We start from the raw sequence: 18,557 nt of genomic DNA, 5'->3' as shown, positions 1-18,557 counted from the left end.
CCGGGTTCATCGGTTCGGAGATCGTGCGGAGCCTTGTGTCGGCGGGGCACGAGGCGGTGGTCCTCGATGCTCTGCTCCCGTCGGCGCACGGCGCCAGCGCCGGCGCCGGGGTGCCGACGGGTTCCGGCGGCGGGTTCGTGGTGGGGGACGTGCGGGACCGTGAGGCCGTGGACCGTGTGCTGTGCGGTGCCGACGCGGTCTGCCACCAGGCGGCGATGGTCGGTCTCGGCAGGGACTTCGCGGACGCACCGGACTACATGGGGTGCAACGGTCTCGGAACGGCTGTGCTGCTCGCGGCGATGGCGGGCGCCGGGGTGCGGAACCTGGTCCTGGCCGGATCGATGGTGGTCTACGGGGAGGGCCGGTACGACTGTCCGGTCCACGGCCCGGTCCGGCCGGGCCCCCGTGCCGAGGCCGATCTGGCCGAGGGCCGTTTCGAGCCGCGCTGCCCGTCCTGCGGGGCGGACCTGGTGCCCGGACTCGTCGGTGAGGACGCGCCGGTGGACCCGCGCAATGTGTACGCGACGACCAAGCTGGCCCAGGAACACCTCGCCTCCTCCTGGGCGCGGGCGACGGGCGGGCGCGCTGTGTCGTTGCGCTACCACAACGTGTACGGGCCCGGCATGCCGCGCGACACCCCGTACGCGGGTGTCGCCTCCTTCTTCCGTTCGGCCCTGGCCCGGGGCGAGGCGCCACGTGTCTTCGAGGACGGCGGCCAGCGCCGGGACTTCGTCCATGTGCGGGACGTGGCGGCCGCGAACACGGTGGCGCTGGAGGCGGTCGCGGGACGCGGGCCCGGCTCCTTCGCGGTGTACAACACCGGGAGCGGGCAGCCGCACACCATCGGCGAGATGGCCACCGCGCTGGCCTCGGCCCACGGGGGCCCGGCTCCGGTGGTCACCGGTGAGTACCGGCTCGGGGACGTACGCCATGTCACGGCGGACTCGCGGCGGCTGCGCGAGGAACTGGGCTGGAGGCCGGCGGTGGGCTTCGCCGAGGGCATGGCGGCGTTCGCGGCGGCACCGCTGCGGGAAGGGGCGGTGGTGGCGGCGGGGTGAGCCCAGGCCGTGGCAGCGTCAGCTCGAAGCAGCAGCAGCCGGTGACGTTGCCGTGCCGGGGTGAGGCTCAAACCCGTCGGCAGCGTCGCCTCGAAGCGGCAGCCGCCGGCGACGTTGCCGCCGGGGTGACGCTCACACGGCCGGCAGCGTCACCTCGAAGCAGCAGCCGCCGGTGACGTTGCGGACCTCGGCCCGGCCGGCGTGCGCCTCGACGATTCCGCGCACGATGGCGAGCCCGAGCCCCGCCCCGGCCGGGGGCGTCCGTGCGTGGGTGCCGCGCCAGCCGGTGTCGAAGACACGGGGCAGGTCCTCCTCCGGGATGCCGCCGCAGCCGTCGGTCACCGAGAGCACCACTCCGTCGTCCGCGCGCTGGGCGGCCACCGCGACGGTGCCGTCGACGGGGGTGCGCCGGATGGCGTTGACCAGGAGGTTGTCCAGGACGCGGCTCATCTCCTTGCCGTCGACCTCGACGGGTACCGCGTCGATCCGGTCACCGACCAGCCGCACGCCGTGCTCACGGGCGAGCGGGTGCGCACCGGCGAGTGCGTCGCCCACCAGGTCGTAGACGGAGATCCGGGTGGGGGTGAGGGTGAGCGAGCCGGCGTGGATGCGGGAGAGCTCGAACAGGTCGCCGACCATGTCGTTCATCCGCTCCACCTCCGTGCGTATCTGCCGCAGGTAGCGCCGCGAGTCGACGGCCATGCCGTCCTCCAGCGCCTCGGACATGGCGCGCAGACCGGCGAGGGGGGTGCGCAGGTCGTGCGAGATCCAGGCGACGAGCTCGCGTCGCGAGGTCTCCAGGGCCCGCTCGCGTTCGCGCGAACGGTCGAGCTTGGCGCTGGTGGCGGCCAGTTCGCGGGTGAGCGCGGCCAGTTCGGCGGTGGCCGGGGCCTCGGGGGCCGCGAACGTGCCGCCGTCGCCGAAGGAGCGGGCGGCGAGGGTCAGATCGCGGCTGCTGGCCGCCACCCAGCGGCCGAGCAGCGTCGCGGTGGCGAGCGAGACGACCGCGGCCATGGCGACGACGGTGGTGACCACGGTCAGGTCGTGCGGCGACAGGAACATCGCCCAGGCGACGGCCAGGGTGCCGGCGAGCATCGCGGTCACGGCCACGGTGGCCACGACGGTCAGGGAGACGACGAGCGAACGGTGCCGGGAGAGCCGCAGCACGAGTGCTCCGAGCAGTCCGGCCGCGGCGGCGCCCAGGAAGGCGAAGAGCGCGATGAGCAGGATGTCGGTCATGACGGCCGCGCCGAAACGGAATCCGTGGAAGCGGTGGTGTCGTTCGTCCGGGCGGCGGGGAGGTCCAGCCTGTAGCCGACGCCCCAGACCGTACGGATCAGCTCGGGGCGGGCCGGGTCGCTCTCCACCTTCCCGCGCAGGCGGCGGATGTGGACCGTCACCGTCGACAGGTCCCCGAAGTCCCAGCCCCAGACGCTGCTCATCAGCTCCTCCCGGGTGAAGACCCGGCCGGGATGGCGCAGGAGGAAGGCGAGCAGGTCGAATTCGCGCAGTGTCAGTGCCAGGGTCCGGCCCCCGTGCGTCGCGCTGCGGGCCGCCGGGTCCAGGACGAGGCCCGCGCCCTCGATCGGTGCGGAGCGGCCGGAGGGTGCGGCGGCAGCTCGGGCGCGGCGCAGGACGGCGTCGACGCGCAGCACGAGTTCGCGGGGGCTGAACGGTTTGGTGACGTAGTCGTCGGCCCCCGTCTCCAGGCCGAGGATGCGGTCGTCCTCGTCGCCGCGCGCGGTGAGCATGATGACCGGGACGGGGCCCTGCGCCCGCATGCGGCGGCAGACCTCGAAGCCGTCCATGCCGGGCAGCATGAGGTCCAGGACGGCCAGGTCGGGCCGGCGGGCCGTGTACTGCTTCAGCGCGGCCGGTCCGTTCATGGCGCGGGCGACCTCGTATCCGGCCCGGGTCAGGTAGCCGGTGACCACCTCGGCGACCGTGGGGTCGTCGTCCACGACGAGTACGTGGCCGCGGGGAGGGGGGCCGGTGGGTGGCCCGCCCGCCGGGAGGGAACCGGTCTCTCCCGACGGCGGGGCGCCGTCCACCGCGCGGGCGTCTGTCCGGCCGCCGATGGGGCGGGAGGGTGAGGTGTCCGGGGTCGGGTGCATGCCTCCACCCTGGCATCCGCGGGACGGGGAGCACGGGCCCCCCGGGCCGTCGGTCGCCGACGTCCACGTTTCGTAAGAATACGGAACCCGATTTGTCGGCTTTCGCTCCGTAGGGTGAGCCGCGTGATTCCTCCCTCCGATACTTCCGGCCCCCGCGCCGATGTCGTTCTGCCCTGTCTGGACGAGGCCGCTGCCCTGCCCGCGGTGTTGGCCTCGGTGCCTCGTGGCTGGCGGGCGATCGTCGTGGACAACGGCTCGACCGACGGCTCGGCGGAGCTGGCCCGCTCCCTCGGCGCGACGGTGGTGCGCGAACCGCGGCGCGGATTCGGCGCGGCCTGTCATGCCGGGCTGCTCGCCTCCGACGCGGAGTTCGTCTGCTTCTGCGACTGCGACGGCTCGCTGGACCCCGGGCTGCTGCCGGGCTTCGTACGCAGGATCGCCGACGGGGAGAGCGATCTGCTGCTCGGCCGGCGGCGTCCCGAGGAGCGCGGCGCGTGGCCGCTGCACGCGCGGGCGGGCAATGCGGCCCTGTCCCGGATGCTGCGCCGCCGCACCGGGCTGCGCCTGCACGACCTGGGACCGATGCGGGCCGCGCGCCGGGCCGATCTGCTGGGCCTGGGGCTCACCGACCGGCGCAGCGGTTACCCGTTGCAGATGGTCGTGCGCGCCGCCGACGCGGGGCTGCGTGTCACCGAGACGGACGTCCCCTACCTCGCGCGGACGGGGAGGTCCAAGGTCACCGGCACCTGGCTGGGCACCTGGCACGCGGTGCGGGACATGCGGGCCGTCCTGGGCGAGCCGCCGGTCGGGGCGGGGGTGGCCCGGTGAGCGCATCCGTTCCCGGCTCCCGCACGGGTCCGGCGACCCTGCTCGTCATCGCGAAGGAGCCGCTGCCGGGCCGGGTCAAGACCCGTCTCACTCCGGACTTCTCGCCGACGGAGGCCGCGTGCCTGGCCGAGGCGGCGCTCGCCGACACGCTGAGCACCGTCCGCAGGCTGCCCGCCGTGCGGCGGGTGGTCGTCCTCGACGGCAGGCCGGGACCGTGGCTGCCTCCCGGCATCGAGGTGGTCGCACAGTGCGCGGGTGGTCTCGACGAGCGGCTCGCCGCCGCGTTCGGCGCCTGCACCGGTCCGGCCGTCCTGATCGGGATGGACACGCCGCAGGTCTCGGCGGCCGATCTGGCCCCCGCGCTGCACCCCGCCGCCTGGGACGGCTGCGACGCCTGGTTCGGCCCGGCCGAGGACGGCGGGTTCTGGGCGCTCGGGCTTGCCGCGCCCGACCCCGGACTCCTGCGTGGCGTGCCGATGTCGGTGCCCGAGACCGGTGCGGTGCAGCGGCGCCGGCTGGTCGAGGCCGGGCTGGTGGTCCGGGATCTCCCCCGGCTGCGGGACGTGGACACGGCGGCCGACGCCGCGCATGTCGCCGCGCTGGCGCCGCACGGGCGGTTCGCCGCGGAGTTCGCCCGGCTGTCCCGGGCGGTGGTCCGGTGAGCCGGGCGGGCCGTCACCGGGGCGTGCTGAACGCTCCGTACGAGGACGCCGCCTCGTGGAACACCGGCGCGTGGGGCACCGATCCGTACGCCGACGCGCTGCGCAGCGGGCACGGTCCGCTCTTCCTGCGCCGTACGGACGGCTGGTTGCTGCCGCTGGACGTCGAGCGCTGGTGCGCCGGCGCGGACGCCGCCGATCTGTCGGCCCTGCGCCGGTGCGAGGGACCGGTCCTGGACATCGGATGCGGCCCGGGGAGGCTGGTCGCCGCGCTCGCGGCCCGCGGGCAGCGGGCGCTCGGCGTCGACGTCAGCGAGGCCGCGGTCGACCGCACGCTGCGGCTGGGCGGTTCCGCGCTGCGCCGCTCCGTCTTCGAGCCGCTGCCGGGCGAAGGGCGCTGGGGCACCGCGCTCCTGCTCGACGGCAACGTCGGCATCGGCGGCGACCCGTCCCGCCTGCTGCGGCGTACGGCGGAACTGCTGGCCCCGGCCGGGCTCCTCATCGCCGAGACCGCATCGCAGGACATCGACGAGCGGGTCCGCGTGCAGTTGGACGACGGGCGGGCCCTCTCGGCCGGGGCGGCACCGGCCGAGCCCTTCCCCTGGGCCCGGCTCGGTACCTCCGCGCTGCTGAGGTACGCCCGTCCGCACGGGCTGCGCTCCGTCGATCAGTGGGACGTGGGCGGTCGCTCGTTCGTCTCCCTGCGGCGCAGCCGGAGAATCCGGACGACCGGCCAGAGCCCCGACACCAGGAACAGCGCGGCCGTGATCAGCAGCCAGTTCCCCAGGAACACGTCGGGGGACAGCCCGCTCGCCCCTTCGTAACGCTCCGTCCGCCGCGTGATCAGCGGGAACCAGACGAGCAGCAGCAGGCCGGAGAGGAAGGCGGGCACCCGGACGAAGTTGACCAGTCCCGATCGCCGGCCGGCCGCCCCGCACAGCAGCCGGTCGGCGCCCGCGTAGAGCGGGACGAGCACCAGGTCGTGGACGAGGGCGGCGCCGGCGAACCACACGATCACGCCGAAGGTGTCCCCCGCCAGCAGTCGCACGCCCGCGTAGCCGGCCAGCGCGAAGGTCGCCGCCATCAGCACCAGGTGCAGTGGCCCCTCTCCGTACCACCGCCGCACGCCCCTGCGCGTGTTGTCGACCGTACTCACAGCTCTCCGAAGGTCAGCCGGGACACCCATTTGGTGTTGAGTACGCCGGGGGCGGCCGGGACGACGATCCGTGCCGGATATCCGTGATCCGGGGTCAGGTTCTCGCCGTTGACCTGGAGCGCGAGCAGGGAGCGCGGGTCGCGCACCTGGTTGTCGCGCAGAGCGGCCCGGCGGAAGGGCCCGCTGCGCTGGAGCGATTCCACCAGGACACCGGGCGGCCGGTCCGGGTATCCGGCGAGCGCCGCCAGATCCGTCAGACGTACCCCGCGCCACCACTGGTCCGAGGTGGACCAGCCCTCCACGCACGCGATCGGGAGCGCCGCGCTGTGCAGGTCCATGGCCATCAGCTGCTCCCGGGTGAACCGGAGGTCTCCGGCCGGGCCGCTGACGGTGAGCCACCAGCCGTCCCCGGTGTCGGCCGTGGTGAGACCGACCGCGGCGGCCGTCTTGTTGATCTGGAAGCCGTTGGGCCCGGATCCCGGCTCGGCCGCGCCGTGCGGTGCGAGGACCGCGAGCCGGCGCAGCGGGCCGTCGAAGCTCCGTCCGGCCGAGGTCATCAGCAGTACGAGGGAACCGGCGCCCACCATGGCCAGCGCTCCGCGCCGCGACAGCGTCGGTGGGGCGGGGTCGGGCGACTCCAGTGGATCGTCCGGGACCTCCTCGCTCAGGCCGCCCGACCTCAGCACCCGTACGGCCTGCGGCACCCGGAGCGCGGCGTGGGTGAGGAAGGCGGCGAAGAACACCCACGCCCCGTAGAAGTGCAGCGGGTAGAACGAGCCCGGGAACACGTACTCCAGCTGGATGTTGAGCAGCCCGGTGACGAACTCGAACAGCGCCCCGCCCACCAGGAGGAGGAGCGAGATCCGCTCCAGCGCATGCCCGGCGGAGCGGACCGGCGGCAGCGCGAAGAGCCTCGGCACGACGGACCAGAGCTTGGCCAGCAGGACGGGGACGAGCACGATTCCCAGGGTGACGTGGAGTCCCTGGGTCAGCCGGTACAGCCAGTGCGGCCCGGTCGGCCACGCGAAGAGGTAGAAGCCCAGCAGGCCCTTGTCCGGCGTCTTGTCGTTGACCCGGTTCAGGTCCGGGTTGTACGCCGCGTAGGACAGCAGCCCGGTGACGAAGAGCACGGTGATCCCGGCGAGCAGCACGAGGCCGAGCACGGCGGTGAACCGCACGCCTCGCACCGGACTGCGCCAGAACCCCGGCGCGGAGGGCAGGCGTGCGAGGAGGGTCGTCTCCCGCCCTCCGAGGAGCCGGGAAAGGAACGCGGGTGGGGCCGGACTGTGCCGACGGCTGTCTCCCATGCCCCGACGCTATGCCGCGGACGCGGGCGTGAGGCGGTGACGACTCCTGACGAAACGATGACATCACCCCGGCGGGAACGGGGGGAGCGGAGTCCCGGCCGGCGTCGAATCTGACGGTTCGGTGACGCGCCCCGGCAGGAGGCGTGGCCACGGCCCTGTCCTGCGTACGGTGCCTGCGTGAAGACCGTGGACCGCACCGAGCAGACCGTCGAACCACTCCCCGTACGGCACTCCGGACACCTCCGCGACCTGGCCGCCGCCGGGGCGGGTGTGGTGCTGGTGGCCGCCGCCGTGCTCGTCGGCCGGGCGTTCGACGATCCCCTGCGTACCCTCGTCGTCCACTGGCCGCCGCTGCTCGCGCACTGGGATCCGCACGTCGGACCCGGGACCTGGGCCGCGCCCGCCGTCGCCGTCGCCGTGATCGCCCGCGGTCCGGTGCTCGCCGGCCGGCTGCGCTGGCGGGGGCTGCTCCTGAGCTGTTACGCCGCCTCGCTGGCCTGGGTCTTCTCGCTCGCGCTGATCGACGGCTGGCACCGCGGGATCGCGGAACGCCTCACCACCAAGCACGAGTACCTGCGGGTCATCGGCCGCTTCGACGACATCGGCGCCGCCCTGCGCGGCTTCAACGGACACATCCTGGCCGGGCAGCCGGACAACTGGCCGGCCCACGTCGCCGGCCACCCACCGGCCTCCACCCTGACCTTCGTCCTGCTCGACCGCATCGGGCTCGGCGGCGGCGCCTGGGCGGGCGTCTGGTGCATCGTGACCGGTGCCTCCGCGGTCGTCGCTGTCCTGATCACCGTCCGTACCCTGGCGGACGAACACACCGCACGCCTCGCCGCCCCGTTCGTCGTCCTCGCACCGGTCGCGATCTGGGCGGGTACCTCGGCCGACGGCTACTTCACCGCGGTGGCGGCCTGGTCCGTCGCCCTGTCCGCCCTGGCCGCGACCCGTACGGTCCGCAGCCCCGCTGCCGCCGCACTGGGCGCCGGGCTCCTCTACGGGCTGACCTGCTATCTCAGTTACGGGCTGACGCTCATCGCGCTCCCCCTCCTGGCCGTCCTCGTCCTCACCCGCACCGCCCGCCCCCTCCCCCTCCTCGTCTTGGGAGCCCTGGTGGTACCGGCGGCCTTCACGCTCGCGGGCTTCAACTGGTGGGAGGCCTACCGCCTCCTCGTCGAGCGCTACTACCAGGGAGCCGGCGGCGTCCGCCCCTACACGTACTGGGTCTGGGCCAACCTCGCCTGCACCGCGATCGCGGTCGGACCGGCCACCCTCGCGGGCATCCGCCGGGCGGCGGCGGGCGCACCCGGCGCCGTACGCGCCCTGCGATCCGGCACAGCCGTTCCGTCGCAGCGCCTGATCCTGCTGGTAGCGGCCTGGTTCCTCGCCCTGCTGGCCGCCGATCTGTCAGGAATGAGCAAAGCGGAGACAGAACGGATCTGGCAGCCCTTCATGCTCTGGCTGCTCCCGGCCGCCGCCCTCCTGCCCGCACCCGCCCGGCGCGGCTGGCTGGCCGCACAAGCGGCCGTGGCCCTGACCGTCAACCACCTGCTCTGGACCGGCTGGTAGCGGAACACGCATAAGCCCGGACACGTTGACCCGCGAAAGGAGCCGGAAGCCTGGACCGCCCCCTGCTCCGAAGAAACCCGGCACCGTTGTGTCACTCAGTGTTGGCGGAGGACACATTCGCTGGCTGTCGCTCACCCCGCGCCGCCGACCGGTACAGCTGGCTCCGGGGCGAGCCGGGCCTCTGGGCGGTCCAGCCGTTCGTAGAAAGGCGGGGACGAGAAGGGCACGATCCAGGACGCGGCACATGGTGCCCCAGATCTGCACGGACAGCCGCCTTTCAGCCGCGCGCAGGACGACGTCGGCGAGCGCCTCGGGTCCGCCGAGCCTGGGCAGTTGGTCGGCGCGGCAACGGACTTCGGAGGTGAGTGCGCGGGCGTGGCTGGTGATACCGCTGCCCCGGATGTCAGTGCCGGCTGCTTCCATGGGCCCATGGACACCGTGCACACGACCGCCGCCCTCCTCCCGGACCCCGCCGAGCTCCGCGCGCACCTGCGCGCGCTGGCCGTGCTGGACCAGGCGCTCTGCCGCGACCCGCGATTCTCCCGCTATTCCTTCTCCACCACCTGGGGATGCGGCACGGAGGCGGCCCTGATGGACAACGGCTCGGGTGACGACTTCTCCGTCCTCTTCGCCCCGGCCGGTGTGCTCGTCCGCGGCTTCGACCACGAGTCGGAGATGAGCCCGTACGGCACGGACGACGAGCAGGTCTGGCCCGGTGTCATCGACGAGGTGCCCGCCGCGCTGCGTCCGCTCCTGGACGACCCGGCCTTCGTCGACGAGGGCCTCGGCGCCCCGCGGGTCACCGCCTGCTTGTGGTGGGAGACCGGCGGCAGTGCCTGGCGCACCGGCTCGGGCATCGAGTTCCCTTCGGGCAACCCGGACCCGGACGGCTCCGGGCACCTCTTCCGCATCCTCACCGACCGCTCCCCCGAGGCCGTCCAGGCGCACTTCGAGGAGGACTACGGGCGGCCGGTCCCCCTCGACACCGTCCGCCGCGTCCTCGCGGGCCACCCCCTGACCCTCGAAGCCGCGCGCGGCCTCAACCCGGACGCTTTCTCCGACGAGGCCCTGCTCCGCCGGATCGGAGCCGACCCCGAGGTCGAGGCGTACCTCGCCTGGGACGGCGAGTTCGACATCACGCGGACCGACCCCATCGAGTCGATCACCCTGCCGGCCGGTGTCCCGGTGGAGCCCGTGGCCGGCTGCAACGCGGGGGGCACCCACTACCTCTGCGGCCCGGCCGGCTCCGACCTCGTCCGCCCCGTCCTGTACACCGACTCCGAGGGCCAGGCCTCCCTCATCGCGGAGTCCCTCGCCGAGGCCCTGACCCTGGCCATCGTCCTCCCCTCCTGGCACGACGCCCTGGGCGGCTTCCGTCCCCCCGCGCTCAACGCCGACTACCTTGAGGACCATCCGGACCACCCCACGGTCCGCGATCGTCTCCTCGCCGCCCTTCGCCTCCCCCCGGCTACCGAGCCCGAGGTTCTGACCCGCCTCCTCGCCACAGCCGCCCGCACCGTCCCGGACGGCTTCCTCCCTTCGGTCGGGGGCGAGGAGGACGCGCCCTTCGAACCGATGCTCCGTCCGCCGGCCGAGTAGGAGGACCCCGCTTCAGGTGCGCGAGCGCGTTCGGGTCCCGGTGCCGCCAACACCACAGGACCCAAAGCCCCAAGGCCCCAGAAGTCGGTCGGCAACGCCTTCCGGCCCTCAGGCAGTCCCGTGCTTGAGGCCCAGGCCGCCACGGAAGCCCATGTCGTCAGGCCCCTCTGCCACCGATGCGTCCGGGCGCCAGCGGTCGACGGTCACTACGCCCGGTTCCAGCAGTTCCAGTCCGGTGAAGAACTCCTCGATCTGCTTCTGCGTGCGCAGCACCACGGGCTTGGAGACCTTGTTCTGCCGGTAGAAGGCCGATGCCTCCGCTGCCCTGACGGGATCTGCGTCACCGCAGGCATGGGACAACGCGACATATGAGCCGGCCGGAAGAGCGTCCACGAGAACCCGCAGGATGCCCGCCGGGTCCTCGTCCTCGTCGAGGAAGTGCAGGATCGCGGCCAGGACCAGGCCCACCGGACGTGTCATGTCGAGTGTCTCGGTCACCTCGGGCGAGTCCAGTACCGCGCGCGGGTCACGCAGGTCGGCCTGCAGATAGGTCGAGCGGCCCTCTGGTGACAGCGGGGTGAGCAGTGCCTCGGCATGCCTCAAGACCACGGGGTCGTTGTCCACGTAGACGATACGAGCCGAGGGCACGATGCCTTGAGCGATCTCGTGCAGGTTGGGCCGGGTGGGGATGCCCGTGCCGATGTCCAGGAACTGTGTGACACCGCCCTCTGTCACCATGTGCCGTACAGCGCGCGCCATCCATGCCCGGTTCTGCTGCGCACTCCGCTGGATCTCCGGCCAGCGCTGGGCGATGCCCTCCGCGACGGCTTGGTCCACCGGGTAGTTGTCCTTGCCACCGAGGAGGCTGTCGTAGACCCGCGCCGGGTGCGGCTTTCCCTGTTCGAATGACCCGTTGGGGAACACACGATCTCCTTCACACGACGGCACGTTCGATTCACACAACAACGCTCTGGCCAGAGTCATTTGAACATACTGCGCAGTGCGAACCCACCCTTGCCCCACGGGTCACTTCCGCCTGACTCATCACGTCGCAGGCGCGGGCGCCTACTCACGGCCGATGCCCAACCCGGGAGGATCAACGGGGCGCGCCAGGGTCCTCGGATCCGCCAGTCAGCCCGGACTGCCGGGCACGACCAGGCCGGTTTCGTAGGCGATGACGACCGCGTGGGTGCGATTGTGCGCTCCGAGTTTGGTCAGGACGTTGCCGACGTGCGTCTTCACGGTCTCCGGACTGACCCCGGATGTGTGCGCGATCTCGGGGTTGGACATACCGGTGGCCATCAGGCGCAGTATCTCTTCCTCCCGGACGGTGAGGGCTGCCTGGGGAAGTGCTTGCGTCGAGCGGCGGGGAAGGGCGGTGACCATTCGGCGCAGAGCGGCCGGGAAGAGGATCGCTTCGCCGGCGGCGACGATTCTGACGGCCTCGGCGATGCGGGGTACGGGTTCCCGTTTGAGGACGAATCCGCTGGCGCCGGCGCTGAGGGCAGCGGTGACGTAGCCGTCGTTCTCGAAGGTGGTGATCACTACCACTTTTGGTGGCCGGCCCGGTTCCGCGAGGAGCTGTCGGGTGGCCTCGATGCCGTTGAGACGGGGCATGCGCACATCCATCAGGACCACGTCCGGGCGCAGTCGCCGGGCCTCTCGGAGCGCTTCGATGCCGTCGGCTGCTTCCCCGGCCACGGACATTCCCTGCTGCAGACCGAGCAGGGTACGCAGACCGCTTCGAGTCACTTCGTCGTCGTCCGCGATCAGAAGGGAGACGTTCTCGCGGTCCTGGGCGCTCATGCCTGCACGCGCAGCGGCAGCCGGACCGTGAGCCGCCACTGTTCCGGCCCGTGCGGGCCTGTTGAGATCTCCCCGTGGAGGAGCCGCACGCGCTCGGTGAGCCCCGGCAGACCGTGCCCGGAGGTGCGGAAGGCACCCGTGGTGCCCGGAGCCGGTGCTGAACCGCGCCGGTTGACCACACTGAGTTCCAGCACTCCCGGCACGGCCGCTACGGTGATCAGGATCGGGCCCCCAGCTCCGTGCCTGAGCGCATTCGTCAGGCCCTCCTGGAGGATCCGGTACGCGGCCCGGGAGAGCGTCGCCTGCACCTGGGCCAGGTCGCCCGAGAGCTCCGGTTCGACCACGGCACCCATGTCCCGCAACCGGTCGAGCAGTTCGGGAAGATCGGACAGGGACCGCAGGGGCGCAGCTGTTTCCGTCTGCTCCTCGCGCAGCATGCCCAGCACATAGTCCAGGTCCTCCAGGGCGGCCCGGGACGACTGTTCGATGCCGCGCAGGGCGGCGCGCGCCGCGACCGGGTCGGAGCCGAGTACCTCGCCCGCGACCGCTGCCTGGATCGTGGTGGCCGTCAGGGTGTGGCCGATCGAGTCGTGCAGCTCATGGGCCAGCCTGTTGCGTTCGGCGAGCGTCCGCTCCCGTTCCGCCGCCAACGCGAGGCGTTCTGCGGATGAAGGACCCAGCAGGCGCGGTGCCAGCCACCGCAGGGCATAGGTGACGGCCCAGCACAGGACCGCGGCGAGCATCAGACAGCCGAGTGCCACCACCCAGCTCTGCCATCCGCTGCCCGGCCGCAGCGTCCGCCCGTTCACACTCACCCCGGCCTCGGCGCCGGCCCAGCCACCGGGCAGGAGCAGCCCCGCGACAGCCAGCAGGACGCTCAGCTGTGCCCCCGTCCACCCCAGCGCCACGTGCGTCAGCAGCCAGAGAGGGGTACGCCACCGGCCGGAGCCGGAACGGTCTGTGTTCCGGTCCTTGTCCGCGGGGTCCGGCAACGGCACCGCGAGTATTCGCCGGGCGCATGCGATCAGTATCCGTCGCGTGGTGCGGGCCAGCCCAGTCACGCCGATCAGCGCGGACCAGACCAGCACGGTGAGGGTGATCGCCACCTCCTGCGGGACGGAGGGCCACAGCAGCGCCGGCAGTGCCGCGAAGGGCAGCAGTGGGAGGCTCGCCAGGGCGCCGCAGTAGGCGAAGAGCGCACCGGCATACGTGGAGCCGCTCATCAGCGGCCGAGATCCCTTGAACATGATCAGGCAATTATCGCCGGGCCGTTCACCGGCTTCCTCCCCCGATCGGGGGAGGAAGATCTCCCGCTTTCCCGGGATGTTCCCCGGCGCGACGAGATCAAGAATCGAGGCCTTGCCTGACGGAATGGAAGAACGGGCCATGGACACTCACGTACTTGACACTCCGCCGAACGGGGCGGGCCCCGCACAGGAACACACATGGACAGCGCCGAGGCGCACGGCACCGAGGAACGGTCTTGCCACGGCCGCGCTGGCCCTCGGCATCGCCGGACTCCTCGCCTCCCCCGTACTCATCGGCTTCGTCCCCGCATGTATCGGTCTGGTTCTCGGCGTTGCCGCGCTGTTCACCACCGGGCGTACCGGAGCCGGCCGGCGCAGGGCCGTCGCCTCCGTGGTGACGGCATCCGTGGCGATCGCCGTGTCCGGGCTGTCTGTCGTCGTCCTGCTCTGGTACGCGGACAGAACGCAGGACTGCTACCGGCCGGACAGCCTGCACCAGTACGCGGAATGCGTCCGCCAGCACTTCGACGAGAACTGACACAAGGACAGGACCGGCCTCACCATGCGTGACAGCAACACCCGTAGAACCCGCCTGCTCGCCGCCGGCCTCGCGACGGCTTCCCTCCTGACGGCGGCGGCTGTCGTCACCACGTCCGAATCCTCCAGCGCGCTCTCCGCCCAGGACCCCCTGTGGGCGTACACGCGGCAGAAGCTCCGTTGGGACCCTTGCCCCTCGAAAATCCCGAGCGCCCTTGAGTGCGCGACGGTCAAGGTGCCCCTGAACTACAGCGACCCGGAGGGCAGGAGCATCGGCCTCGCGATTTCCCGGCTCAAGGCGGGCAGCCCGGAGGAACGCCGCGGAGTGCTGCTGCTCAACCCGGGCGGCCCCGGAGCGTCCGGGCTGGACCTGCCCGTCGACCCGCTCATGAAACTTCCTGAGGAGGTGAAGCGGCGGTACGACCTCATCGGGTTCGACCCACGGGGCACCGGCCGAAGCGCGCCTGTCAGCCGTGGCCTGACCCCCGAGGAACAGTCCGACCATCCGTACAAGGCGGAGTCCTTCGTACAGGACGTCGGCCGGGCCCGCACGGTCGCCGCGAAATGCCGGGCCGCCGCCGGCGACGAGCTGACGCAGCTCACCACCCGCAACAGCGCCCGCGACTTGGACGTCATCCGCGCCGCGCTCGGCGAGGAGAGGATCTCCTACCTGGGAATCTCGTACGGCACCTACCTCGGAGCCGTCTACATGCAGCTCTTCCCCCGGCGTACCGACCGGTTCGTGCTCGACAGCGCGACCGACCCCACCCGGGTCTACCGGGGAATGTTCCAGGACATGGCCAAGGCGGCAGAGCAGGCATTCACACGCTGGGCCGGCTGGACCGCGCAGCGGGACCATCAGTACGGGCTCGGAAGGACTCCAGCAGAGGTACGTGCGGCCTTCTGGGACCTGATCGCACGAGCCGACCACGACCCCGTCGCCTTCGAGGGACAGACCCTCACCGGGGACGACATCCGCGCCAACAGTCGCGCATTCGTCCACGTCCAAAGCGCTGCCGAATGGATCGCCGCGCTGAAGAAGGCGTCCGACAGCAAGAAGCCGGTCCGTGGCACTGCCGGCGGAACCCAGGAATCCGACGACTCCTACGCGTCGGCCGCGTGGTCCTACATGTGCGCCGACACCCGGACCTGGTCACACGACCCCGGGGAATACCGCCGCGAGGCGGTCCGCGACCAGGAAAGGTATCCGCTCTACGGCGACTTCGCGGCAGCCATCACCCCCTGCGCCTTCTGGGAACAGGGCAGCGAGCCACAGACCATCATCAACAACAAGGCACGTGCGCTGATCACCCAGAACGAATGGGACCCCCAGACCCCCCTCTTCGCCGCCCAGGCCATGCACCAGGCGTTGCGCGGCTCCCGCATGCTCACCGTCACCGGAGGCGAAGGACACGGTGTCCTCTATGCGCCGGACGGCCCTTCCTGCGCGGACCAGGTCGCCACGGCCTACCTCACCACAGGCGGACTCCCCGCCACCGACCAGCACTGCCAGACCGCACCCCCGAACTGACGCCCGATTGCACCTCTTCGGGTTCGCCGCACCGCCGGCCCCGCCGCACCGCGCCGGGCGCGTGCCACGGCCGGGCAGGGCTCTGGCTCCAGGTCCCCGTCGAGCGCGGCGGCCGTCTCCCCGTCTGGCTGCGCGGGCTCGGGTGAGAACGTCCTTCAACCCCGGGCGCGTGGCGTGGCCCGTGGCCCAGGCAGGACTAGGGTCGTCCGAACGGCGCGTTGAGCACCGCGATGCCGGTGGTTGTGGCGATGTGGGCGGTGGTCCGGCGGTCTCGGTGGGTGTCGATCAGGCCTGCGTTGCGGAGCGTCGTGGCGTGCTCGCTGGCGCTGGCCTTGGCGATGCCGATGAGTGCGGCGAGCTGCTGGGTCGAGCAGCCTGGGTGGCCGGCGATGGCGCTGAGCACTGCGGCCCGGGTGTGGCCGAGCATGGATCCGACCAGGTCGACCGCTGGTGCTGTCCGGCCCCGGCCCGCGGTGAACAGGGGGGTGGTCACGCCGTCCTGGAGCTGAGCCACCGGGTAGGTGAGGACGGGCTGCGGCACGGCGTCGAGGTCGATCACCGGGACCTCCACAGCGAACACCGACGGCTGGAGCAGCAGCCCTTGTCCGGCCAGGTGCACGTCGGCGTCCGTCCTTGAGATCATCGCGACCTCCAGCACGGGGGCCCGCCAGCGGATCCATCGCGGGTTGATGCGGGCGAGAAGGTTCTCCACGCCGCCGCTGAGCATCTGGCGGGAGCGCACCGCCGCGTCGACCGCCGCCATGGCCTGAATCTCCTGCCAGTGCGGGGTCAGGGCGTGGCCGGCCACGTGCTCCAGGCTGTCGCATAACCGCTGGAGGAGCGCCGGGTCGTCGGGCAGCCGATGGGCCCAAGAGGGCAGGGGTTGGTGCCGCGCCGTCCCTTCCAGACTGGCCCGCAAGCGGCGCCGGGGCGTGGCACGGATCTCTTCAAGCAGTTCGGCGGGGGTGGAGCTGTTCGCGCCGCTCAGGAACTCGGTGACGCGCCCGCGGCGGGGCATGAGTCCGAAGACCATCCGGGAAGCAGGATGCAGGGCGGACAGGGTGTGGTGGCGCCAGGCTCCGAGACGTACCAGATGAGTCCGTTCCTGCAGTTGGCGCACTGCGGTGCTCAGCTCGAAGCAGGGTGCGGGCCCCTCGGCGATGCGCGTCCGCGCGAGGTCCTCCATGGTGAAGTGAATGCGTAACGACACGTCGTCGCCATCCCCGAAACCCGCCCGGCCCGTACCGGTGCTGCTGTCCGTCTGCGCGTCGACGGCCATCCTCGTTGAGAGTGGGGCAGCGGGCCAGTAGGGATCGAGCCGAAGGCGGGCGGGCCAGGCGGACTCAGCGCTCCGTCAGGCGGGCGGCGGCCTGCTGACGGAGCTTCCGGTAGATCGCGATCTGTTCCGCGTGTTCCCGGGTGACTTCGCGGCGGTAGTGGTTTTCGAGGTCGCGCATGGTGCGCGCGCGGCCGGCGCGCGCGTCGCACGTGGCGTCGGCGACGGCGACGGCGATCTCCCGGCGCCTGAGCCGGTCGAGATCCTGAGGCCGGGCGCTGGGACCGCCGGACTCCTTCTCGTATCTGGCGAACACCGCCGCCCGGCCCGCGGCCGGGTCCTTGTAGGGGAATCCGCGAGCCTTCATGCAGTCACGCCACGCCGGCAGGGTCTGGACGGTCCGGTCGTCGTCGGTCACCCTGCGGCTGATCTCACTGGCCAGGTTCATCACGGTCATCTGAGCCCTCAGCCACACGGTCAGGTCGCCGTACAACTGCCGCTCGGCATGTGCGACGCAGCCGTCCGTATTCATGAAGACCACGCCGTCGGGAAGGTTCACTTCGAGGCGATGAGCCTGTGTACCGAACAGCGCCGCACCGTAGGCCTTGGCCTCGTCCCGGGCCAGGGTCCGCAGGTAGTCGCCGTTGGGGTCCTCGGCACGCGCCGGCACGAGCGCCGCAAGGGCGCCGTACCCCTCGCGCCGGCGTGCCGCGATGTCGTCGCCGTGGGCGTCGTCGCTGCCGTCCGTACGGTCCGGAGCGTGCCAGGCCAGGGGCCGGTACGGCCTGCCGCGATCCCGCATGCAGGCGGCGACCATGCGTTCTTGTGTCTCGAACAGCAGCCGCTGCTCCGCCGGATCGCCTTTGGGGTCGCTCCGGGAATCTCCGGTGGGGTCTTCGTGGGGAGTGATCGTCGGCGGGGCCACGGGGGTCGTCCCCGCTCGCGACGACACCCCGGAAGCAGGCCGGTGGTCGTTGTCGTGCGCCGGCCCGCAGGAGGCCAGAGCAAGCAGCGCGGTCGTCCCCGCGAGCAGCAGGGTCGTACGGCGCGGGGGGCGGGACCGGAACATGCGAGGCACCTCGTTCGTCGGGTCGAGGCGGTCCCCGGGGCGGCGTGACCGCCCCGGGGACCGCCGGGGTGAGTCACGGGACCGGGGTCAGCAGCTCCAGGTCCACTTGTTGCCTTCGCCGTCGTCGTTGGGGCGGTGCTGGGTCCAGCCCCGGCCGTCGGGGAGGCAGCCCAGGGGGCGGCTGTAGCCCTCGTCGCCGTAGAGGATGACGCCCATTCCCGACGTACCGCCGTTCCAGGACGACGAGTCGTCGTTGAAGATCGCCCAGGAGGCCCAACTGGAGTTGTTCCCGCCGAACAGGAACTCTCGGCCCTGGTAGTTGGCGTCCCAGTACACGCAGTAGTAGCCCGCGTTGCAGGTGTTCGCCGCAGCGGTGTCCGCCGCCGTCTCGGCCGCCGCGGCCCCCGGCGCCGCGAGGAGACCGGCCCCCAGAAGTGCGGTCCCGGCCAGTGCGGTGAGCATGCGCTTCACGTTGTGCTCCTTGTCTGCCGTGCTGTCCGCTTCGAAGGGCGCGGGCAGCGTCGCTGCGTTCCAGACTGGCCGGGCCCACCCGGCGGATCGAGACGATTCGGCGTGGCCCGAACACCTCGGTCCGCACACCTCGAAGGCCGTCGGTCGGACCGCCGCGGCGCGGGTGCCCGAAGGGCGGGGCCCTCCACAAAGGGTGTCGATCCGCTACGGGAAGCGGTGCTCACGGCGGGGGTGGGCGCGGGCGTCGATCCCTCCCTGGCCGGGATGCGCATCCGGCCCTACCGCGCCTGCCTCAGGGCGCTCGTTCCACCTGGCGAGGATCGCCCA

General features: G+C 72.1%; 17 protein-coding genes. 8 read left to right on the top strand and 9 right to left on the bottom strand.

The genetic code is table 11. The annotated features are described in order from the left end of the window. Nucleotides 1-1,058 (top strand): NAD-dependent epimerase/dehydratase family protein (locus ACZ4FH_RS32170; RefSeq protein WP_467309307.1); only part of this gene is annotated, 1,058 nt, incomplete at its 5' end. A gap of 132 nt (nt 1,059-1,190) precedes the next feature. On the opposite strand, the gene ACZ4FH_RS32165 is transcribed toward ACZ4FH_RS32170, so the two are convergent. Both ACZ4FH_RS32165 and ACZ4FH_RS32160 read right to left on the bottom strand, forming a co-directional pair. Continuing rightward, entirely contained in the window at nt 1,191-2,297 is a 1,107-nt protein-coding gene (locus ACZ4FH_RS32165) for a sensor histidine kinase (RefSeq protein ID WP_467309306.1), read from the bottom strand. Further along, entirely contained in the window at nt 2,294-3,109 is an 816-nt protein-coding gene (locus tag ACZ4FH_RS32160; RefSeq protein WP_467309313.1) for a response regulator transcription factor, read from the bottom strand. The genes ACZ4FH_RS32165 and ACZ4FH_RS32160 overlap by 4 nt, the downstream gene beginning before the upstream one ends. Before the next feature lie 186 nt (nt 3,110-3,295). Between ACZ4FH_RS32160 and ACZ4FH_RS32155 the strand changes: the two genes are divergently transcribed. The 3 genes from ACZ4FH_RS32155 to ACZ4FH_RS32145 are packed head-to-tail and all read left to right on the top strand — an operon-like array spanning nt 3,296 to nt 5,483. Then, on the top strand, nt 3,296-4,000 hold the full coding sequence (locus ACZ4FH_RS32155) for a glycosyltransferase family 2 protein (protein ID WP_467309305.1): 705 nt from the start codon (nt 3,296-3,298) through the stop codon (nt 3,998-4,000). Continuing rightward, entirely contained in the window at nt 3,997-4,662 is a 666-nt protein-coding gene (locus ACZ4FH_RS32150) for a TIGR04282 family arsenosugar biosynthesis glycosyltransferase (protein WP_467309304.1), read from the top strand. Before ACZ4FH_RS32155 ends, ACZ4FH_RS32150 begins: the two co-directional genes overlap by 4 nt. Continuing rightward, nucleotides 4,659-5,483, top strand: a complete 825-nt coding sequence (locus ACZ4FH_RS32145; RefSeq protein WP_467309303.1) for a class I SAM-dependent methyltransferase — start codon at nt 4,659-4,661, stop codon at nt 5,481-5,483. The genes ACZ4FH_RS32150 and ACZ4FH_RS32145 overlap by 4 nt, the downstream gene beginning before the upstream one ends. Before the next feature lie 328 nt (nt 5,484-5,811). Here the strand turns inward: ACZ4FH_RS32145 and ACZ4FH_RS32140 are convergent, their stop codons facing one another. Continuing rightward, complete coding sequence (locus ACZ4FH_RS32140) at nt 5,812-7,122, bottom strand: molybdopterin-dependent oxidoreductase (protein WP_467309302.1); 1,311 nt, start codon at nt 7,120-7,122, stop codon at nt 5,812-5,814. Between the two features lie 177 nt (nt 7,123-7,299). On the opposite strand from ACZ4FH_RS32140, the gene ACZ4FH_RS32135 reads away from it, so the two are divergent. Next, nucleotides 7,300-8,694, top strand: coding sequence for a hypothetical protein (locus ACZ4FH_RS32135; RefSeq protein WP_467309301.1), 1,395 nt, complete (start codon nt 7,300-7,302; stop codon nt 8,692-8,694). A gap of 429 nt (nt 8,695-9,123) precedes the next feature. Beyond that, nucleotides 9,124-10,293, top strand: a complete 1,170-nt coding sequence (locus ACZ4FH_RS32130; RefSeq protein WP_467309300.1) for a hypothetical protein — start codon at nt 9,124-9,126, stop codon at nt 10,291-10,293. A 108-nt stretch (nt 10,294-10,401) separates the two neighbouring features. Here ACZ4FH_RS32130 and ACZ4FH_RS32125 read toward each other — a convergent pair whose 3' ends face one another. The 3 genes from ACZ4FH_RS32125 to ACZ4FH_RS32115 form a co-directional block, all read right to left on the bottom strand. Then, nucleotides 10,402-11,217 carry an SAM-dependent methyltransferase gene (locus tag ACZ4FH_RS32125; protein WP_467309299.1) on the bottom strand — a complete coding sequence of 272 codons (816 nt, stop codon included), beginning with the start codon at nt 11,215-11,217 and terminating at the stop codon, nt 10,402-10,404. A gap of 207 nt (nt 11,218-11,424) precedes the next feature. Next, complete coding sequence (locus ACZ4FH_RS32120) at nt 11,425-12,099, bottom strand: response regulator transcription factor (RefSeq protein ID WP_467309298.1); 675 nt, start codon at nt 12,097-12,099, stop codon at nt 11,425-11,427. Further along, on the bottom strand, nt 12,096-13,346 hold the full coding sequence (locus ACZ4FH_RS32115; protein ID WP_467309297.1) for a sensor histidine kinase: 1,251 nt from the start codon (nt 13,344-13,346) through the stop codon (nt 12,096-12,098). Before ACZ4FH_RS32115 ends, ACZ4FH_RS32120 begins: the two co-directional genes overlap by 4 nt. A 139-nt stretch (nt 13,347-13,485) precedes the next feature. Here ACZ4FH_RS32115 and ACZ4FH_RS32110 point away from each other — a divergent pair, with 139 nt between their 5' ends. Then, nucleotides 13,486-13,884 carry a DUF4190 domain-containing protein gene (locus tag ACZ4FH_RS32110; RefSeq protein ID WP_467309296.1) on the top strand — a complete coding sequence of 133 codons (399 nt, stop codon included), beginning with the start codon at nt 13,486-13,488 and terminating at the stop codon, nt 13,882-13,884. 24 nt (nt 13,885-13,908) lie between these two features. After that, nucleotides 13,909-15,414: an alpha/beta hydrolase gene (locus ACZ4FH_RS32105; RefSeq protein ID WP_467309295.1), complete on the top strand. Its 1,506-nt coding sequence runs from the start codon at nt 13,909-13,911 to the stop codon at nt 15,412-15,414. 196 nt (nt 15,415-15,610) lie between these two features. Here ACZ4FH_RS32105 and ACZ4FH_RS32100 read toward each other — a convergent pair whose 3' ends face one another. The 3 genes from ACZ4FH_RS32100 to ACZ4FH_RS32090 all read right to left on the bottom strand — a co-directional run bounded on the left by ACZ4FH_RS32100 (nt 15,611) and on the right by ACZ4FH_RS32090 (nt 18,221). Then, nucleotides 15,611-16,624 carry a winged helix-turn-helix domain-containing protein gene (locus ACZ4FH_RS32100; RefSeq protein WP_467309294.1) on the bottom strand — a complete coding sequence of 338 codons (1,014 nt, stop codon included), beginning with the start codon at nt 16,622-16,624 and terminating at the stop codon, nt 15,611-15,613. Nucleotides 16,625-16,757: 133 nt separating this feature from the next. Then, a complete protein-coding gene (locus ACZ4FH_RS32095) occupies nt 16,758-17,615 on the bottom strand; it encodes a hypothetical protein (RefSeq protein ID WP_467309293.1) in 858 nt (285 codons plus the stop codon). 231 nt (nt 17,616-17,846) lie between these two features. Next, nucleotides 17,847-18,221 (bottom strand): peptidase inhibitor family I36 protein, encoded by a 375-nt coding sequence (locus ACZ4FH_RS32090; protein WP_467309312.1) that lies wholly within the window; start codon nt 18,219-18,221, stop codon nt 17,847-17,849. Between the last annotated feature and the right edge of the window lie 336 nt (nt 18,222-18,557).

It is taken from the genome of Streptomyces sp. NPDC024555, from assembly GCF_055559335.1.
This window is presented reverse-complemented; position numbering and strand designations above follow the sequence as displayed.